The sequence below is a fragment of the Flavobacterium sp. GCM10022190 genome (genome assembly GCF_042656445.1).
GTDB classification, from domain to species: domain Bacteria; phylum Bacteroidota; class Bacteroidia; order Flavobacteriales; family Flavobacteriaceae; genus Flavobacterium; species Flavobacterium nitratireducens.
The window spans coordinates 460,548-479,659 of the sequence record NZ_JBHSOQ010000001.1; the positions used below are offsets into that span (position 1 = coordinate 460,548).

The 19,112-nt window shown below is 31.6% G+C and carries 17 protein-coding genes; 5 read left to right on the top strand and 12 right to left on the bottom strand.

All coding sequences use genetic code 11. From position 1 onward, the window contains the following. The first annotated feature begins 2 nt into the window (after positions 1-2). From ACFPTQ_RS02025 to ACFPTQ_RS02035, 3 genes are all read left to right on the top strand, one after another. A complete protein-coding gene (locus ACFPTQ_RS02025) occupies positions 3-491 on the top strand; it encodes an IPExxxVDY family protein (RefSeq protein WP_379773214.1) in 489 nt (162 codons plus the stop codon). A gap of 8 nt (positions 492-499) precedes the next feature. Continuing rightward, on the top strand, positions 500-1,933 hold the full coding sequence (gene pyk, locus ACFPTQ_RS02030; protein WP_379775534.1) for a pyruvate kinase: 1,434 nt from the start codon (positions 500-502) through the stop codon (positions 1,931-1,933). Positions 1,934-2,121: 188 nt separating this feature from the next. Beyond that, complete coding sequence (locus ACFPTQ_RS02035; RefSeq protein ID WP_278034599.1) at positions 2,122-2,889, top strand: Bax inhibitor-1/YccA family protein; 768 nt, start codon at positions 2,122-2,124, stop codon at positions 2,887-2,889. Positions 2,890-2,942: 53 nt separating this feature from the next. Here ACFPTQ_RS02035 and dinB read toward each other — a convergent pair whose 3' ends face one another. Together dinB and ACFPTQ_RS02045 are read right to left on the bottom strand one after the other, a co-directional pair. Continuing rightward, complete coding sequence (dinB, locus tag ACFPTQ_RS02040) at positions 2,943-4,028, bottom strand: DNA polymerase IV (RefSeq protein ID WP_379773216.1); 1,086 nt, start codon at positions 4,026-4,028, stop codon at positions 2,943-2,945. Positions 4,029-4,038: 10 nt separating this feature from the next. Then, positions 4,039-6,123, bottom strand: coding sequence for a recombinase (locus tag ACFPTQ_RS02045; protein WP_379773219.1), 2,085 nt, complete (start codon positions 6,121-6,123; stop codon positions 4,039-4,041). A 234-nt stretch (positions 6,124-6,357) separates the two neighbouring features. Between ACFPTQ_RS02045 and ACFPTQ_RS02050 the strand changes: the two genes are divergently transcribed. Continuing rightward, complete coding sequence (locus ACFPTQ_RS02050; RefSeq protein WP_379773222.1) at positions 6,358-6,825, top strand: CYTH domain-containing protein; 468 nt, start codon at positions 6,358-6,360, stop codon at positions 6,823-6,825. A 1-nt stretch (position 6,826) separates the two neighbouring features. On the opposite strand, the gene ACFPTQ_RS02055 is transcribed toward ACFPTQ_RS02050, so the two are convergent. The 8 genes from ACFPTQ_RS02055 to uvrC all read right to left on the bottom strand — a co-directional run bounded on the left by ACFPTQ_RS02055 (position 6,827) and on the right by uvrC (position 17,251). Further along, complete coding sequence (locus tag ACFPTQ_RS02055; protein WP_379773224.1) at positions 6,827-7,330, bottom strand: septal ring lytic transglycosylase RlpA family protein; 504 nt, start codon at positions 7,328-7,330, stop codon at positions 6,827-6,829. A gap of 84 nt (positions 7,331-7,414) precedes the next feature. Next, on the bottom strand, positions 7,415-7,840 hold the full coding sequence (locus ACFPTQ_RS02060; RefSeq protein WP_379773226.1) for a hypothetical protein: 426 nt from the start codon (positions 7,838-7,840) through the stop codon (positions 7,415-7,417). Between the two features lie 149 nt (positions 7,841-7,989). Next, complete coding sequence (gene pgi / locus ACFPTQ_RS02065; protein ID WP_379773229.1) at positions 7,990-9,633, bottom strand: glucose-6-phosphate isomerase; 1,644 nt, start codon at positions 9,631-9,633, stop codon at positions 7,990-7,992. A gap of 174 nt (positions 9,634-9,807) precedes the next feature. Continuing rightward, positions 9,808-11,040, bottom strand: a complete 1,233-nt coding sequence (locus tag ACFPTQ_RS02070) for a peptidoglycan DD-metalloendopeptidase family protein (protein ID WP_379773232.1) — start codon at positions 11,038-11,040, stop codon at positions 9,808-9,810. A gap of 33 nt (positions 11,041-11,073) precedes the next feature. Next, a complete protein-coding gene (locus tag ACFPTQ_RS02075; RefSeq protein WP_379773235.1) occupies positions 11,074-12,009 on the bottom strand; it encodes a tryptophan 2,3-dioxygenase family protein in 936 nt (311 codons plus the stop codon). Next, positions 12,009-12,779: a DUF3108 domain-containing protein gene (locus ACFPTQ_RS02080; protein ID WP_379773237.1), complete on the bottom strand. Its 771-nt coding sequence runs from the start codon at positions 12,777-12,779 to the stop codon at positions 12,009-12,011. Before ACFPTQ_RS02080 ends, ACFPTQ_RS02075 begins: the two co-directional genes overlap by 1 nt. A 430-nt stretch (positions 12,780-13,209) precedes the next feature. Next, complete coding sequence (locus tag ACFPTQ_RS02085; RefSeq protein WP_379773240.1) at positions 13,210-15,411, bottom strand: patatin-like phospholipase family protein; 2,202 nt, start codon at positions 15,409-15,411, stop codon at positions 13,210-13,212. Positions 15,412-15,451: 40 nt separating this feature from the next. After that, on the bottom strand, positions 15,452-17,251 hold the full coding sequence (uvrC, locus tag ACFPTQ_RS02090; RefSeq protein WP_379773242.1) for an excinuclease ABC subunit UvrC: 1,800 nt from the start codon (positions 17,249-17,251) through the stop codon (positions 15,452-15,454). Between the two features lie 123 nt (positions 17,252-17,374). Between uvrC and ACFPTQ_RS02095 the strand changes: the two genes are divergently transcribed. Further along, complete coding sequence (locus ACFPTQ_RS02095) at positions 17,375-17,944, top strand: 5-formyltetrahydrofolate cyclo-ligase (protein ID WP_379773245.1); 570 nt, start codon at positions 17,375-17,377, stop codon at positions 17,942-17,944. A 72-nt stretch (positions 17,945-18,016) separates the two neighbouring features. Here ACFPTQ_RS02095 and ACFPTQ_RS02100 read toward each other — a convergent pair whose 3' ends face one another. Next, a complete protein-coding gene (locus ACFPTQ_RS02100; protein WP_278034590.1) occupies positions 18,017-18,619 on the bottom strand; it encodes a lipoprotein signal peptidase in 603 nt (200 codons plus the stop codon). Positions 18,620-18,729: 110 nt separating this feature from the next. Then, positions 18,730-19,110, bottom strand: a complete 381-nt coding sequence (locus ACFPTQ_RS02105; RefSeq protein WP_379773249.1) for a TraR/DksA family transcriptional regulator — start codon at positions 19,108-19,110, stop codon at positions 18,730-18,732. Positions 19,111-19,112: the final 2 nt, after the last annotated feature.

Consider the following 19,112-nt stretch of genomic DNA (forward strand, 5'->3'; position numbering starts at 1 on the left):
AGATGGCTGTTCATAAATTAAGTCTTGATGAATTCGATGAAATTGATTACAATCTTATTGCAATTCACACTTCTTTAGAGGATTATAGATTGGCATATTTTATCAATCAAAAACTTCCCATAAATCTAGCTAAAAGCTCAGATGAAGTTCATATCAATATTAAAGAAGGGGAAACAAAATTTTCAAGGTTTTACTTTTATGACGAAGAAAGTACTGTGGGGTGGAACTTAGTAGAAAACATTAATGAAGTAGTACAAAAAAATAATGGTTCTACCCAAGATTTATTTTCAGATACAAATGAAGGTATTACTACTAAAGTATACCTTTTACCTGAATTTAAAAAAGCAGATTATTTTTTAAAAATTGAGAACGCAGATGATAGCATTGACATAAACAAAATAAAGACAATATTAAATACTATTGAAAACATAACAACGGTATATACTGTTGAAACAAAACAAATAAAATCTAAAAACAATCTAATTTTTTAATGCAAATGATTACTACAAACAAGAAAACTAAAATTGTGGCTACCCTTGGGCCTGCTTGCAGCACAAGAGAAACCATTAAAGATATGGTTGAAGCAGGTGTAAATGTGTTTAGAATTAACTTTTCTCATGCTGATTACAATGATGTAAAAAACAGAATCGAAATCATCAGAAGTCTTAATGAAGAATTCGGATACACTACAGCAATTTTAGCTGATTTACAAGGACCTAAACTTCGTGTTGGAGTAATGAACGACGGTGTGGTTGTTAATGATGGAGACCTAATCACTTTTACTACAGCTGAAGACATTATTGGAACAGCCGAAAGAGTTTTCATGAAATATAAAAACTTTCCTAACGATGTTAATCCAGGAGAAAGAATCTTATTAGATGATGGGAAATTAATTTTCGAAATCGTTTCAACAGATAAAAACACAGAAGTTGTTGCCAAAGTTATTCAAGGTGGTGAATTAAAATCTAAAAAAGGGGTAAACCTTCCTAATACTAAAATCTCTCTTCCTGCTTTGACAGAAAAAGATATTGCTGATGCTATTTTTGCAATTGAGCAAAAAGTAGACTGGATTGCGCTTTCTTTCGTAAAAACACCACGTGATTTACAAGACTTACAAGACTTAATTGCTGAACATTCAGAATACAAAATTCCAATTGTTGCCAAAATCGAAATGCCAGAAGCATTAGAAAACATGGATAAAATTGTAGCGTATTGTGATGCTTTAATGGTTGCTCGTGGTGACCTAGGTGTTGAATTACCAGCGCACGAAGTTCCATTAGTACAAAAAGACTTAATCCGCAGAGCAAAAACAGCTAGAATTCCTGTTATCGTTGCTACACAAATGATGGAGACAATGATTACTAGTTTAACTCCTACTAGAGCTGAAGTAAATGACGTAGCGAACTCAGTAATGGATGGTGCAGATGCTGTTATGCTTTCTGGAGAAACTGCAACTGGAAACTACCCAGTACAGGTAATTCAAAAAATGACTCAAATTTGTGAAGCAGTTGAAAACTCTCCACTTATCCAAGTTCCTCAAAATACGCCACAAATTAAAACGAATCGTTTTATTACAAAAACAATTTGTCGTCATGCAGCGGTTATGGCTAACTCAATCGAAGCTAAAGCCATTTCTACAATGACTAACAGTGGTTATACTGGATTCCAGTTATCAGCTTGGAGACCTACAACTGCTGAAATTTTAGTATTTACATCAAACAAAAGAATCCTTACACAATTAAGTTTGCTATGGGGAGTTAGAACTTATTTTTACGATAAAGAAGAAAGTACAGATACAACAGTAACCGAAATCAACTCTATCGCTAAAGAAAAAGGACATGTTCAAGCTGGTGATTACATTATAAACCTTGCTTCTATGCCTATTAAAGATAAAGGAATGGTTAACACTTTGAGAGTTTCTGAAATTAGCTAATATTTCGACTATTCTAAATAATACAAACCCGTCTTGTCATTAAAAGCAAGACGGGTTTTTTGTAAAAACAACTTTCAATCTATCTCATTAATAAAAAACAAGCTAGATTCTTTAAGAAAATTAAGAAGATTTAAACAATGACCTAAGAAAATATCTTTTATATTTGACTAACATAAAATGAATACAGTATGAATTTCAAATCTAGAAACCCATTTTTAAACAATAAAAGCTTCTCACCTACTTCGAGAGCTGAGCAAATTCACGAAGCAACCGTTATTGGTTATGATCAAGAAATGTCATTATCAGGAACCATAAACAAAACCATTTTACTGTTCTTGTTATTAACTGCATCTGCAATGGTAATTTGGTGGCTAACATTTAATGGCATGAACCCTATTCTTCCTGCTATTGGTGGTGCAATTGTTGGTTTTGTATTAGTTATTATTTCCGCTTTCAAACCACAATATTCAGGATATCTAGCTCCAGGATACGCATTATTTGAAGGTTTATTTATTGGCGGAATTTCAGCTATTTTTGAAGCAAAGTATCCAGGTATTGTAATTCAAGCTGTAGGAGCTACATTCGTAACGTTTGCTGTGTGCTTAGGATTGTATAAATACCGAATTATCAAAGTTACAGAACAATTTAAATCAGTGGTAGTAGCAGCTACTTTGGCGATTGCTACTTATTACCTTATCTCTTGGCTTTTTTCTTTATTTACAAGTTACCAACCTGTGCACTACGGAAATTCGTTATGGAGTATTGGTATTAGTGTTTTTGTAATCGTGATTGCTGCATTAAACTTATTCTTAGACTTTGACCGAATCGAAGAAGGAGTACAACAAAGAATGCCAAAATACATGGAATGGTTTGGAGCCATGGGATTAATGATTACATTAGTATGGCTGTATATCGAATTCTTGAGATTATTATCAAAACTATCAAGTAGAGATTAATTGACCTCCTATATCATTACAAACCCTTCTTTCTCAGAAGGGTTTTTCTTTTTTTAGAAATTAAATTTCAATTGCACAGCTACTACTGCTTTCTTGACTTCCGTATTTAAATTACTCATTGAGATCCCCAGTAATCTAACCGAATCTTTCATTCGTTCTTGATATAACAACTCTTTTACTGTTTCCAGTATTAACCCTTTGTCAGCAATAAAATAAGGCAACGTTTTACTTCGAGTTTGCTGTGTAAAATCACTATACTTTATTTTTAATGTTACAGTCTTACCTGAAACATTGTGCTTTTTGAGTCTTCTTTCTAAACTATTAGCAATAAGTTCTAATTGCTCCAACATAAATACCTCCGAAGACAAATTAACATCAAAAGTATGCTCTGCGGCTACAGATTTGGCAATACGAGTCGGTTTAACTTCGCTATTATGAATACCCCTAACTACACTGTAATAGTATTGGCCTGATTTTCCAAAATGCTTCTCAAGAAACTCTAATGATTTACTTTTCAATTCTAATCCCGTAAAAATTCCTAGTTGATACATTTTCTCTGTAGTCACTTTGCCTACTCCGTAAAATTTTCGAATAGGTAAGGCCTCTAAAAAAGAAATTATTTCCTCAGGAGTTACTGTTTTTTGACCATTAGGTTTATTATAATCACTGGCTATTTTTGCGACAAATTTATTAATAGAAATACCCGCCGAGGCAGTTAAACCAACTTCATTATAGATGCGATTTCTAATTTCTTGAGCTAATAAACTAGCGCTTGGATTCCCTTTTTTATTTTGAGTTACGTCTAAATAGGCTTCATCTAAAGAAAGTGGTTCCACTAAATCAGTATATTCTCTGAAAATTTTATGAATTTGATTCGAAATTTCTTTATACCGTTCAAATCTTGGTCTTACAAAAATTAATTCCGGACAATTTCTTTTTGCTAAACTTCCACTTATAGCACTTCGAACACCAAATTTTCTAGCTTCATAACTTGCCGCAGCAACTACACCCCTGTTTTCTGAACCACCAACAGCAATAGGTTTCCCTCTCAATTCTGGATTATCCATTTGCTCCACCGAAGCAAAAAAAGCATCCATATCGATATGTATTATTTTTCTGTTGGGATTAAATTCTTGCATCTTAAAAAAATCAATGGCTTGTATCTTTCTTTGTTTGCAAATAATTTTCAATAACTTCTGTTTTTACTTTTTGCTCCATTGGAAAAAAGAAACTAAAAGGTCTGGATTTAAAATGACTCCAAATGGAAGCTGAAATAAAACGAAGTTCTGATAGCGGTATTGCTCTAGAGCGAAATGCTAACCCTAAAGACAAACTAAAACTAACCATAAAATTAACCAATCCTATAACTCCAATTCCAAAAATTCCCCAAAATAACATGGTATCACTAACCTGATAATTGGCACCATACAAAGCCAATGCCAAATTACCACTAGCAAAAGTAATATGTCTAATATCAAGATTTAATCCAAAAAAAAGTCCCAAAGCAGAAGTACTCCCCATAAAAACACCAAACCAAAAATTAGAAACAATGCCTGCCCATTTTTTCTCATACAAAGCAGAAAATTTCAGCGTTCTTTTCTTTCCAAAACTCTTTTTCAACAAAGGATGTTCGGCAATTCTAAAATAAACCTGATTGTGTTTATCCCTATTCGCTACACTTCCAGAAATAATTCCCGATAAAAACAAAAAAAGTCCTGCAATTGCCGCATGAAAAATAGCTAATGAATGTACAGGACTCAAATCACTTAAGAGGGTTTGCCATTTACTGGAAGCAATATTATAACCTAATGAATAATCAATAAGCCAAATCCCTAATAAAGAAACTGGAAATGCCAAAATTACATTACCTATAAATGCTATAAATTGAGACCTAAAAACCCGAGCAAAAAGAATTGCAAATGCATTATATTTTTGCGTATTATTCCCCTGTTTAAACATTCCTTCCTCCAAAGCTTTGATTAATGCAGAAGCTGTCATGGCTGGTTGTTTTGTTGCTAATGTATAGCCCATTAAATAAATAGCGATGAAACCTAACGCATAATTCATACTGTACAAGAAAGCATGACCAAAAATACTTGTATCAACCTTAGAAAGTAAAATTTTGATAATACACAAAAAACCAACAATTATTCCGCCACCTGAGGCATTCCAAAACATTTTGAAATATTCATTACGATTCTCTGTAATATATTTTTCGCCTGTTTTAGCTGTATGCTGGGTAATTTCATAAGAAATCAACTGAATGCTTTCGGCTATAAACTGCCGCACATTGTTTTTATAACAATTAAACTTAATTAACTGTAAGCCCATTAAAATTCCATTGTTTTTTTTATCTTCTTCCTTCTCTACTTTTAACAATGAAATTAGAAACTTAAGCCTTTCTAATTGCTGCTTAATTTTTAATAAATTTTGATTTACACGAAGGGAAATTCCATATTTTGAACTATTACGAAAAGCTTTTTCTACAAACTCTTCACATTGTTTGAGTAAAACAATTAATTGAGCAAAAGACAAATCATCAGAATCAACATAATGCTTTTCTAAATTTTTGATTTGATCTTCGATTAAAAACAATTCTTTTTCAAATGCCGAAAAAGGACTTTCTAAACCATCGAATTCTGGAACCATCTTAATTACATCCGTCTCCATTGCACGACCACTAATGCGCTGAGTAATTAAGTGCATAGCTGTTAACACCTCTGATAAAGCCGAATTTAGTGTAACACTTTCATACATGGAAGTAAACCCAAAGAGATCATACAATTCATGCAACTGATGTATAGGAATTTTATCAATCCAAACCCCATCATTAGCCAGATAAAACACCTGATTTAAAACATATTCTAAAGTTTCCTTCTCAGGTTGATAAGGTAAAAATTTGGCGATAATTCTTTTTCTAACTTCGAATACAAAATCTACATCTTGTAATATAGCCGCATCCGAAAAAATTTTATTAAACTTCCTGTCTTTAAGAATATCTTTCAAATAGAAAGAAAAAGCATCTCTATAAGACGGATTATCCTTTAACAGAGTAATAAGAGGTTCCAAATCTACTATTTGTAAATTTCTAATCTTCAACGGACGAATCAATTGAACCAATTCAATTAAAGGCTCTAAATTGTCTTTTTCCTCAAGCCATAACTGACTTCTATCGAAAAAATCAGTTAACAACTCCTGTAACGATGGTTTATTCTTTACTTTAAAAAGCGACATAATTTATCAATTCAATTCCTGTAAAAATACAAATCACCCCTTGAAAAAGCTCTAACTATATCATAAAAAAAAACACCGAAAGCTTTTTTATAATCTACTTTAAAAAGAAAAGGAGATAAAAACAGTACTTTAATTTATGTATATAAAATACATAGGAATAGAAAAAAAGTATCTTTACACCAGATTTCTTACCCCAAAAAAAGAATTTAGAATACAACACTAAAAACGGTCAAAATGATAGAAATAGAAAGAAAATTTTTAGTCAATTCTGATGCTTACAAAAATGAAGCCTTTTCTAAAAAAAGAATTATTCAAGGCTATTTGAGTTCAAATCCTGAACGCAGTGTTCGTATCCGAATAAAAGAAGATAAGGCCTATATTACAGTAAAAGGGATTTCAAATACTTCAGGTATATCTCGTTTTGAATGGGAAAAAGAGATTTCTGTTGATGAAGCCGAAAAATTATTACTGTTATGCGAAAAAGGAGTTATTGACAAAACTCGTTTTGAAGTAAAATCAGGACCTCATGTTTTTGAAATAGATGAGTTTTACGGCGAAAATGAAGGTCTTGAAATGGCGGAGATTGAATTGCAATCGGAAGATGAAAATTTTGAAAGACCTACTTGGTTAGGTGAAGAAGTAACTAATGACAAGCGCTATTATAATTCGTATTTAAGCAAAAATCCTTTTAAAAGTTGGTAAATTAATCTACAATTTCTTCAATAGTTACAATCATTGAACCCGATCCTTTATTAGTTGCAATTTCCATGAAAGCTCTTTTTGTCAAATCAATTTCTCTTGATCTTACAAAAGGTCCTCTGTCAATAACCTCAACAATCACTGACTTACCATTGGATTCATTGGTAATTTTCAATTTAGTCCCGAAAGGAAATTTCTTGTGCGCTGCCGTATAACCGCTGTTGCTAAATCTCACACCACTGGTGGTACGTTTTCCATTAAATTTATCTGCATAATAAGAAGCATGTACACTTTTTTTATACAATTTTAATTTACGTGGCGGTTCAATTGATGAAATTGTATCCTTAAGGATTCCTTTTTTTAAATTAAAAGAGATTTTTTTATCTACTGTATCTTTTGCTTCTATATTTTTTTTGACAGGAGACTTTTGCAGCGTTGATTTTGATGATTGAGCATTAACCAAAACAACCGAAAGAAATAAAAAAAATAGTGTAATTGATTTTTTCATATTAACCTTTTTAGTTCGAATCTTATTTAAAACAAAAACTATACCTCGATAAAAAAAGCCCTTTTCAGGACTTTTTTTTAAGTTTTATTTAAACCATAACGACCATGGGATCCTACTTAGTATAAGCACTAATCCTAATCCGTAAAAAATAGAAAAAGTTTTAAATTTTGATTCGCTTGTGGTTAATTTTTTATGTTTTGACCATCCAATTGTAATCAAAGTAATCGCAATTAAATTGATTAACGGATGCTCTAATGAAGTTAAACGCAACATTTTATCTGACATTTGCCCAAATGAATCAAGTCCTAGAGGAGAAACAAAATATAAAATCAAACCAATTAATAATTGTGTATGAGTTCCAATTAATCCAAAAATTGCAATCTTTCTATCTTTAGCCGTAAACTCTTTCTTAGAAGTGAAACCAATTAAAGCATTGACTACTGCAATTACTAATAATAAAAGTGCTAAATAAGCCCAACCAGAATGAAACTTTTGAATAAATGCGTACATGTTTTTGAATGTTTTTTTAACAAATATAAACAAAAAGGGATGAAAAAAACCTCATATAACTAAAAGCTAATGAGGTTTTTACTAATGCAATTTATCGATTTTAAAAATAAGTATTGAAAATCAAATACTTACAAAAAAATAATACTATGTTATTTATTTCTTAAAAAATGACGTAATAAAGAAGTAGTTGAACTGTCATGATTTTTCACATCATTCGAATTAATTTCATCTAAAATCGAATTGGCTAATTGTTTTCCTAATTCAACTCCCCATTGATCATAACTGAAAATATTCCAGATAAATCCTTGTACAAAAATCTTATGTTCATATAATGAAATTAATGAACCAAGAGATTTTGGAGTTAATTTTTGAATCAAGAAAGTATTTGTTGGTTTATTACCAGAAAACACTTTAAATGGCAATAAAAATTGAGCCGCCTCTGCTGATAAGCCTTGTTTATCAAATTCAGCTTGAACTTTTGCTTCCTCTTTTCCGTTTAACAACGCTTCTGTTTGCGCAAAAAAGTTAGACATTAATTTATCATGATGATTGTTATCTCCATACAAAGGCTGAACATAACCAATAAAATCAGTAGGTATTAACTTTGTTCCTTGGTGAATTAATTGAAAAAAGGCGTGTTGAGCATTGGTTCCAGGCTCTCCCCAAATAATTGTTCCTGTTTGATAATCTACTGCTTTACCATCACGACCTACACTTTTACCATTACTCTCCATTGTTCCTTGTTGCAAGTAAGGCGCTAATTTTTGCAAGTATTGGGTATACGGAATCAAGGCTTCGCTTTCGGCTCCAAAGAAATTATTATACCAAACACTTAATAAAGCCAAAACAACTGGTATATTTTTATCAAAATCGGCAGTTTTGAAATGTTCGTCCATTTCGTTAGCCCCATTTAATAAAGATTCAAAATTATCAAATCCAACCGCTAAACTAATTGACAATCCAACGGCACTCCAAAGTGAAAAACGTCCACCAACCCAATCCCACATTGGGAACACATTATCAGGATTGATACCAAATTCGGTTACTTTTTGTAAATTAGTTGAAACTGCCACAAAATGTTTTGCAATATCTTCTTGCTTAGCCGATTGTAAAAACCATTTTTTAATAGTCTCAGAATTACTCAAAGTTTCCTGAGTTGTGAATGTTTTAGATACAATAACAAAAAGAGTTGTTTCTGGATTTAATTTTTTTATTACTTCTTGAACATGATCTCCATCAACGTTAGACACAAAATGAACATCCAAGTCATTTTTATAATATTTCAAAGCTTCAACAACCATGGCTGGCCCTAAATCAGAACCTCCAATTCCTATATTCACTACATCTGTAAAAGCTTTACCTGTATATCCCGTTTTTACACCTGAAGTAATTTCATTTGTAAAAGTTTTAATCTTGTTTTTAACTTCATAAACTTCAGGAACTACATTCACTCCATTTACATTAATCACAGCCGATTTTTTAGCTCTTAATGCAGTATGAAGCACTGCCCTATTTTCGGTTTGATTGATTATTCCTCCCTCAAAATATTCTTGAATCCCATCTTTAAGACCCATTTCATTTGCTAATTCAAGCAACAAATCCATTGTTTCTTGATTAATGATATTTTTAGAATAATCAATCAAAAATTCATTCCAAAGAATACTAAATTTCTCTGCTCTTGTTGCATCTTCATTAAACATTTCTTGCATCGTAACATTTTGCAATTTTTCAAAATGTTGTTCCAGCTTCTTCCATGAAGCAGTTTGTTTTGGGTTTAAAGTACTTAAAGCCATTTATTTTTTGTTTTTTAGTTTTTTAGATGGTCGTAAAAATACTCAAATTAGTTGTATTTGTCGAGTGCTTTACAACTATATAACACATCTGTAAATTATTTTTATAAAAAATTAGGAGAAAGAATTGAATAGCCAACTCTTTCTCCTTTAAGTTTTCAACTTCAATAGATTCGATTAGAGGTTTCCTATACTATCTAATTCACGTTTTAAAGGTTCAATCATTTTCATAAATCGAGCTTTATTTCTTCCTTCCATTGGAGTCCCAGTAGGCAATTTTAATTTTAAAGCATCTACTTGCACCCCATTTTTCCAAAAACGATAACAAACGTGTGGTCCTGATGCTAAACCTGTACTCCCTACTCTTCCAATGACATCACCTTGATTGACTCTCTGACCACGTCTAACTAATATCTTTGACATGTGTAAATATTGGGTTGCATAGGTACCGTTGTGTTTTACTTTTACAAAGTTTCCATTTCCTGCTGTATAACCCGTTTTTTCAACAACACCAGAAGCAGTTGTCATAATAGGTGTTCCTCTAGGCGCAGCATAATCTGTTCCTTTATGAGCTTTCCAACGATGTTGTACCGGATGAAATCTATTCATGGAAAATCTTGAAGTAATTCGGCTAAACTTAATAGGCGATTTCAAGAAAAAGTTTTTCATTGTTTTCCCTTCTTCGTCATAGTATTCAACCTTTCCAGATGATTCATTTTGAACAAAAGGGAAAGCATACATAATTTTTCCTTTGTATTCAAAAAAGGCCGCCTCAATATTACTGACACCGTTATACACCGTATCGTTAATATAACGTTCATTAAAGGCAATCCCAAAACGGTCTCCTTTTTTTAATTTAAAAAAGTCGATAGACCATGAGTATATTTTTGTAATTTGATTGGCTAAATTGGCTTCAACTCCTGCATTAGATAGCGTCTCAGACAAAGATCCTTTTAAGACTCCAGTTATTACTCTTCGTTTATAGCTAACTGGTCTCACTTTTTTATGAGCAACGACTACTGAATCACGAAGATCAAAAACATAATACATTAAATCATTTGGTTGGTAAACAAAAACCTGAAGTTTATTGGTTTTATCCTTAGAACGCAACATTGTAAAGGCTTTATTAGGCCTAATGGATCGCACATCAAAAGTATCTTTAATACTACTTACAATTTCATGAATTTTTCGCTCTCCAATATTTTGTTTATTTATAATTGTTCCAAAAGTATCTCCTTTTCTAACAGTATCCTGAACAACATTAAAATCGGAAAAATTAAACCCAAAATCAGACTTGTCTTTTTCTGGAGCTGATTTCTTAACCAACTTTTTAGCTTCCGTTTCCTTATCCGAATTTTTACAAGATACTACTAGTGTTAGTGCAATTATAAATGTTAAAACGTATTTCAAACTTTTTCAATTTATTCAATTCTACATAAAACTTTATTGTTCTTGACCCCAATTTTCTAATTCAATCTCAGACCATAATTCTGGAAAAAATATTCTTTTTTGATATTTTGGATGCATATATTTTCTCCAATCACTACCTCCGGTTGCTTCACCGTCACCCATACCACTTTGATCAATATACTTTATGGCTACATTTAGATGTTTCATAACCCAAGTTATGTTAACCGTATAATCTAAATGCCTCATGGCTTCCTTCAAAGCAGTTGACTCTTGATCTTCAACTGGTAATTGTTTATATTTTTGCCAAATATTAACTGATTTACAGGCTTCCATATATTCTAAAAATACCGTTTTGTATTTTTTTTCAAATGCTTCTAAAGTATACGTCTTTTTTCCTGTTTGATAATCTTTACCAGCTGCTTGCCAATACAAAACTTCAAACGCTTCTTCATTAGAAATAGTATCATTGTAACTAGCTCTAAAACGATTATCTATCAAATTAACTAAATCAGTAGCGCAAAATTCTATTAAACGATATTGAGCACTTTGAAATCCACTAGCTGGAGTAAGTGTATTTCTAAATTTCATATACTGATCTACATCCATACCATTTTCCATGATAGTAAATGAAGTTGAAAGCATATCAAAATAGCGACTTATACGTGATAATCGGTCGGTAAAAAAATCAGCTTGAATAGTAACCATAGAAGAAATTTGATTCATCTCCCAAAGTATCATTTTGAATATTAATTCATTTACTTGATGATAGAGAATAAAAACCATTTCATCGGGAAGTGTTGTTTTTTGAACTTGTAAATTCAACAACGCGTCTGTTTGAATATAATCCCAATAAGTAGTTGGTTTAGACCACAACAATCCTTCTAATTGCGTATCTGTTTTTAGATTGATGGAATCGTATTTTTGTTCTATTTCCTTTAAAATACTTAGTGTATTCTCGTTAATATTCATTATTTCTTTATTTTAAATGGTGCTTTCAATCCTTTGAAAGCATCCAAATCGGCTTTTAGTGAACCTACAGCCAAATCTGCCTTGATGCGAATAGGCAATCTATTCTCGTCATCTGAAACCCAAACAGTTAAACTTTCTTGTTCTTTAAAAACACGACCTGATTGAACCAATGGTCTAAAAATCATTGAAGATACAACTCCAAATTTAGTTTTAATATCCTCACGACCCATAAATTTTAACTTAAATTTTGTGGTTTCGTCATCAAAAAACATATCGATTTCCACAAACTCACCTGGTCTTATTTTATCAATAGTAGGATAATTACGTAAATAGTAAAAAGCGGAAAGAATATCCTGTGTGTTTTTAGGAACAACAAAAGTTTTTTCAGTCTTATTTTTATAGTCCTTTACAGTTACCCTATGTAAAGGTTGATTAAAAAAGCCTTCTTGATTTTTAGTGTAGCCGCCTTCATTAATATTTCGTACAAATTGATACGGATTACCCGTTTCTTTGTCTATATAACTTTCGTAAATATCTACAACTTTGAAAAAAAAGCGTGAAACACCAGTAGTGAATCCTTTTCCTACTACATGAAAAACTTTTCTATTGTTTATGACTGCATCTTTTACTTCGAGAGTAGCATATCCTGCATTTACAAATCCATAATGTATACGAAATTTAAACCACTCACCTACATCAAAAGCGTCATCAGAACGAGAGTCAAAACTAACGGTCAAAATCAATAATAAGAGTAACATTATTTTTTTCATAATTTACTGAGTTTTCTATTATTGATCGAATTTGCAAATTTTGTTCCAAAGATATTAAAACAAAAAAACTCAGTCAAATGATGACTGAGTTTTTATGCTATTAACCAACCAAAAAATTATAAATTATTAATTTATATAACCCAAAAGGAAACCACCCCTTTTGTTTTGATGTTACAAATATACGGCAACCAAATGCGATATTCACAACAAAAATTGAGTTTAACAAAATTTTAATCTAAGATTCTGAATATTTAGTCTTTTTTTTTAATAATCATAAAAAAAGTAACAATAAAAAATTAAAGTGATAATTTTTAATTTACTCCAGAAGTTAAAAAAGTGTTGAATTTGTAATTTTTAAGATATATTAAAGAAAAAAATAGCTGTTCTGAATGGATTTAGCCACCGAATAACAGACTTTTTTAGAAAAAAATTAAAAAGGAAAACCTACACTGAACCAAGTATAACTTTTTTTGGTTTCTGGAGACCAACTGCGTTTTATTTCTATAGGACCTAACATGGTTTTTAATCCATAGCCTAAAGCATAACCCGATATTTTAGGAATGGATATCCAACTTACCGATTCAAAAATATCATTACCTATATTAGCATAGTTAGCCGTAAGATTGATATGATTGTTTTTAAAAATTTCATAATCAAAAGTAACCGCTGTCTTTATATAACTATTAGCGCCCAAACTCAAAAAATCATAGCCATAAAAATGACTAAAGTTATTAGAAATAGCATAACCATATCCGCCCAAAACAAAGTTAAAAAACGATACACTATTACCACCAATGGCAGAACCGGCTTCGGCTTGAACTTTCATTGCTCCTGATTTGAATAAAGGAAAAGCGATTCCAAAATTAGCCTTGAAAATTGAAAACGGATTAAAATCGTTAGTATAATTCGAGGAATACAAATAAGAATGAATATCTCCCGAAAAAGACCAGCCTCTTTTAGGAAAAAATTTATCATCCATAGAATCATAATCTAATCGAGCAAAAACACTTAAATAATCGCTTTTATCAATTTTTGCACTGGCATTCGACAATGTTTTAGAATCGATATTCAAATATTTATACTCTAAACCTCCTCCAATTAAAAAACGTTGTAAAAACTTGGTTTGAAAATACAACTGATTGGTTAGATCTAACAAATCAACATTCAAAGAATTGATCCCCAAATCCTCAAAATTGACATTACTGATTTGACCTTCAATATTTCTATTAAAATTATTTAAAAAGGATTTGAAACCCACGCTAATATTGTATCCATTTTCAATATAATAATCAAAATTATACCTGAAATTATCACCTAAAATCACATCCAGAGAGGCAACATCATTCTTGAAAATATTTTTCTTGTGCGTCACGTTTACTAAAACAGCACTTTTATAAAGTCCATCATAATGCAGTCCGAATTTTAAAAAACTATCTATGGGATTTTCTTTTAAAATCAAATTCAAATCATCCTTTCCGTTATTATTCTCAAAATAATAATCTATTGCGCTAAAGTTTTCAGTAGCATTCAAATTATTAATTCCAGTTTGCAATTGTGAATAACTGATTTTAGTTCCTGGCTTAAATCGTAACTTACCATAAACATATTCTTTTGTATAATTCTTTAACGTATTGCAATTGATGTTGACAATATCCAAACTATCTATAGAATTTGATAATTGGGGTTTTTTGTAGTTGTTAGCCAATTCTCCAAGCTGTTGTAATCGTTCAAAAACAGAAAAAGCGGCTTCCTCTCCCTTAGCTAATATTTTTTGACCGCTATCAAAAGACATCACACTGTAATCGTTTATATCTGGTCGAATGTAAATATCCGTTTTCAAAACGTTGTTTTTCATTTTTTCAATGGAATGTAAATTGGTGATTTGCACTAAAATTTTAGTCGCATCATTCAATTCTTTTCTATTCAATAAATTACTTTGTACATCAACCCCAATAATTATATCGGCTCCTAATTTTCTTATCTCATCAACGGGATAATTATTAATCACACCACCATCTACCAAAAAATGATTTTGATATTCAACCGGAGAAAACAAAGAGGGAAAGGCGGAACTAGCCAACATAGCACGAGCCAAATTACCTGTATTCAACACCACCTGTTCTCCTGTTTCAATATCCGATCCAATACATAAAAAAGGGATGGAAAGTTGATTAAAATCCCTTACATGCCTAACATGACTTGTTATTCGACTTAATAAATTGAAATTATACAAGCCTTTAGAAAGCGCATCTGGAATACCTAATCTATATTTATCAAAAGGCAAAACAACAGAATACACTTCGTTATTTCGTTTTTCATAAGAATTTTTAGTATACCTAGGAATATAATCATTTAGTAATTCATCAAAATCAGTAGCTTTAAATATAGAATCGAGTTGAGCAGCATTATAACCCGCAGCGTACAAACCACCGACTACAGCCCCCATACTCGTACCTCCAATATAATCGATTTTAATTCCCGCTTCTTCAATCACTTTAAGTACACCAATGTGCGCAAAACCTTTGGCACCCCCACCACTCAAGACTAACCCAATTTTAGGTCTATCTTTTACCTGAGAAAAAACCGCTAGACTACAACAAAAAAGGAGTAACAAAAAGAAATATTTTTTCATAAAAAGGTCTCTTTTTTGAGATTAAACAGCCACTATCCAATCAAGGCGCTGATGTTTTGTAAAAATCGGTAATTTTTTTGGCTTTTGATACACCTACAACGTCTGAAATTTCTTTTTCTGTTGCCAATTGCAATCTTTTAACACTTTTGAAATGTTGTATTAATGTTAACATTGTTTTTTCACCAATTCCAGGTATCGATTCTATCGAAGAATTCAAAGCAGCTTTACTTCGCTTATCCCTATGATGAGTAATCCCAAAACGATGGGCTTCATTGCGTAAATGCTGAATAACTTTTAACGTCTCTGATTTTTTATCTAAATAAAGCGGAACCGGATCTTCTGGATAAAACAATTCTTCCAAACGTTTGGCAATCCCTATAATACTTATTTTACCACGCAATCCTAAATCGTCAATACTTTTTAAAGCCGAAGACAATTGTCCTTTTCCACCATCTATAATAATTAGTTGTGGCAAAGGTTCGTTTTCTGCCAATAATCGTTTATAACGTCGATAAACCACTTCTTCCATCGAAGCAAAATCGTTTGGTCCTTCTACGGTTTTAATATTAAAATGACGATAATCTTTTTTACTTGGCTTTCCGTCTTTAAAAACTACACAAGCCGAAACTGGATTCGTTCCTTGGATATTCGAATTATCGAAACATTCTATATGTCTTGGTTCTACTGGCAAATGCAAATCTTTTTTCATTTGCGCCATAATCCTATTGGTATGTCTATCTGGATCCACTATTTGCAATTGTTTCATTTGTTCAATGCGATAAAACTTAGCATTACGAATAGACAAATCTAAAATTTGCTTTTTATCACCTAATTGTGGAACGGTAACTTTTACATTTTCGCCCAAATCAACTTCAAAAGGAACAATCACTTCTTTAGACAACAACTGAAATCGATCTCTTAACTCAACAATAGCTAATTCTAATAATTCTTCATCAGTTTCTGCTAATTTTTTCTTGATTTCCATTGTATGCGAACGAATAATCGAACCATGAGAAATTTGTAAAAAATTCACATAAGCGGCACTTTCATCAGAAACTATGGAAAACACATCTATGTTAGTAATTTTTGGATTTACAATAGTTGAACGAGATTGATAATTTTCAAGAACTTCAATCTTTTCTTTTATTTTTTGGGCTTCCTCAAAATGCATATCATTAGCTAATTGCATCATCAATTTCTTGAAATCTTTAAGGCTTTCTTTGAAATTTCCTTTCAAAATTTCCCGAATCGCATTGACCTGTTTCTGATATTCTTCTAGGGATTCATAACCCTCACAAGGCCCTTTACAATTACCAATATGATATTCCAGACAAACTTTAAATTTCCCACTGTTTATATTCGATTCACTTAAATCAAAATTGCAAGTACGCAGCGGATACAGTTCTTTAATGAGTTCCAAAATAGTATTCACTGTTTTAAAACTGGTGTAAGGACCAAAATATTCCGAACCATCTTTCACCATTCTTCTAGTAGAAAATATTCTGGAAAAAGGTTCTTTTTTAATACAAATCCAAGGATAACTTTTATCGTCCTTTAAATTGATGTTGTAACGCGGTTGCAAGGTTTTAATCAAATTGTTTTCCAGCAAAAGAGCGTCTGTTTCTGTTGGAACCACAATATGTTTTATGGTTACAATTTTCTTAACCAAGACATTCGTCTTAGCCGTATCATGTATTTTATTAAAATAAGATGAAACCCTTTTCTTTAAGTTTTTGGCTTTCCCTACGTATAATATTTTACCTTCTTTATCAAAATATTGATATACTCCGGGACTATCGGGTAAGGTTTGTATTTGTAGTTCGAGGGCAGTTTGTTGCATTAAAATTTATTTCAAAAATGGTGAATCTATAGAAAATAACATCTATTGGGAATTCTATTCAAATTTACGAATTACAAATAATTATTTCTACATTTAAGTTTTAATTGGGTAGTATAATTTAAAATGGAAAACACAAAAAAAGAATTACGTTCTAAATACAAAAACTTGCGTAAACAACTTTCTGAAAGCGAAATCGAAGAAATGAGTTTAGCAATTAGCAATCAATTATTAAAACTCAAGATTTGGGACAAAAATTACTTTCATATTTTTCTTCCTATTGCGGAGCACAAAGAAGTAGATACCGAAATGATTTTGCATTTGCTTTCAGGAAAAGACAAGGAGATTCTAATTTCAAAATCTAATTTTGAAACCAGAGAAATGACGCATTATCTTTTGACCGACAATACTAAAATCAAAAAGAACGAATATAATATTCCAGAACCTGTTGACGGAATCGAAGTAGCATCAAAAAAAATAGAAGTGGTTTTTGTACCTCTTTTGGCCTTTGACAAAAAAGGAAATCGCGTAGGTTACGGCAAAGGATTTTACGACAAATTTTTAAGCGAATGCAATCCAGAAACCTTAAAAATAGGACTTTCTTTTTTCGAAGCCGAAGAACAGATTGAAGATGTTTTTGAAAGCGATATCCAATTAGATTATTGCGTAACTCCAAAAAGCATTTACCAATTTTAATTCATAAAAAAATCCGTCCTGAAACCGATAACAATCGTAACAAGACGGATTTAATTTTTATTTTGGTTGTAATTAATGCTTATGAAATGCTTTTTTATTAAATACAATTAAAATCCCAACACCTGTTGAAATGGCTACATCTGCCACATTAAAAATAGCATTAAAAAACGTAAAAGGTTTACCTCCTAGAAACGGAACCCACTCTGGCATTGGATAATCTTTTATTATTGGAAAATAAAACATATCTACCACTTGACCGTAAAACCAAGTACCATAAGGTTGATCTGTAAATAGAGTTGCTAATTGAGCCGTACTATCATTGAAAATTACCCCATAAAAAACAGAATCGATAATATTTCCTAAAGCTCCCGCAAAAATAAGTGCTATGGCAACAATTAAATAATTGCTACTGTGTTTACGTTCTACCGAATCCCATAACCAATAGCCAATTCCTCCTACAGCCACTAATCGAAATAAAGTAAGAATCAATTTTCCGTACTCACCAGGAATTTTTGTTCCCCAAGCCATTCCTTCATTTTCAATAAAATGAATTTTAAACCAATCAAAAACCTCAAATTCACCGCCTAAAACAAAGTTGGTTTTGACATATATTTTAGAAATCTGATCCACAAGTAATACTACGAAGATGAGTAGATACGCTTTTAGTAATGACATTTTTTAAATTTTAATTGCGCAAAAATAAGTAATTTATAAAAATCAAATTCCAAATTCCAACTTTAATTAAATTATTGGAATTTGGAATTCTACTAGTGAAAAATCAATTGTTATCGTTGAAGATTTTTAGCCTCGATACTCATCGTAGCATGAGGAACGATTTTTAATCTTTCTTTACTAATTAATTTTCCTGTTACTTTACAAACACCGTAGGTTTTATTTTCTACGCGAAATAAAGCATTCTTCAAATCGCGAATAAACTTCTCTTGACGGGTTGCTAATTGAGAGTTTGCTTCTTTAGACATTGTTTCACTTCCTTCTTCGAAAGCTTTGAATGTAGGTGATGTATCATCCGTACCATTATTCAAGTCATTCATATAAGCACTTTTTATCAAATCTAAATCGGCCTGAGCTTTCTCAATTTTCTTTTGAATTATCTCTTTGAACTCTGCCAAATCGGCGTCGGAGTATCGTGCTACTTCATCTACCATAA

Excerpts from the sequence above, each read along its gene's own strand:
- ACFPTQ_RS02025 (WP_379773214.1), top strand. The coding sequence starts at position 3 with ATGGCTGTTCATAAATTAAGTCTTGATGAATTCGATGAAATTGATTAC.
- ACFPTQ_RS02035 (WP_278034599.1), top strand. The coding sequence starts at position 2,122 with ATGAATTTCAAATCTAGAAACCCATTTTTAAACAATAAAAGCTTCTCA.
- dinB (WP_379773216.1), bottom strand. The coding sequence starts at position 4,028 with ATGCAAGAATTTAATCCCAACAGAAAAATAATACATATCGATATGGAT.
- ACFPTQ_RS02045 (WP_379773219.1), bottom strand. The coding sequence starts at position 6,123 with ATGTCGCTTTTTAAAGTAAAGAATAAACCATCGTTACAGGAGTTGTTA.
- ACFPTQ_RS02050 (WP_379773222.1), top strand. The coding sequence starts at position 6,358 with ATGATAGAAATAGAAAGAAAATTTTTAGTCAATTCTGATGCTTACAAA.
- ACFPTQ_RS02055 (WP_379773224.1), bottom strand. The coding sequence starts at position 7,330 with ATGAAAAAATCAATTACACTATTTTTTTTATTTCTTTCGGTTGTTTTG.
- ACFPTQ_RS02060 (WP_379773226.1), bottom strand. The coding sequence starts at position 7,840 with ATGTACGCATTTATTCAAAAGTTTCATTCTGGTTGGGCTTATTTAGCA.
- pgi (WP_379773229.1), bottom strand. The coding sequence starts at position 9,633 with ATGGCTTTAAGTACTTTAAACCCAAAACAAACTGCTTCATGGAAGAAG.
- ACFPTQ_RS02075 (WP_379773235.1), bottom strand. The coding sequence starts at position 12,009 with ATGAATATTAACGAGAATACACTAAGTATTTTAAAGGAAATAGAACAA.
- ACFPTQ_RS02080 (WP_379773237.1), bottom strand. The coding sequence starts at position 12,779 with ATGAAAAAAATAATGTTACTCTTATTATTGATTTTGACCGTTAGTTTT.
- ACFPTQ_RS02085 (WP_379773240.1), bottom strand. The coding sequence starts at position 15,411 with ATGAAAAAATATTTCTTTTTGTTACTCCTTTTTTGTTGTAGTCTAGCG.
- uvrC (WP_379773242.1), bottom strand. The coding sequence starts at position 17,251 with ATGCAACAAACTGCCCTCGAACTACAAATACAAACCTTACCCGATAGT.
- ACFPTQ_RS02095 (WP_379773245.1), top strand. The coding sequence starts at position 17,375 with ATGGAAAACACAAAAAAAGAATTACGTTCTAAATACAAAAACTTGCGT.
- ACFPTQ_RS02100 (WP_278034590.1), bottom strand. The coding sequence starts at position 18,619 with ATGTCATTACTAAAAGCGTATCTACTCATCTTCGTAGTATTACTTGTG.
- ACFPTQ_RS02105 (WP_379773249.1), bottom strand. The coding sequence starts at position 19,110 with ATGGTAGATGAAGTAGCACGATACTCCGACGCCGATTTGGCAGAGTTC.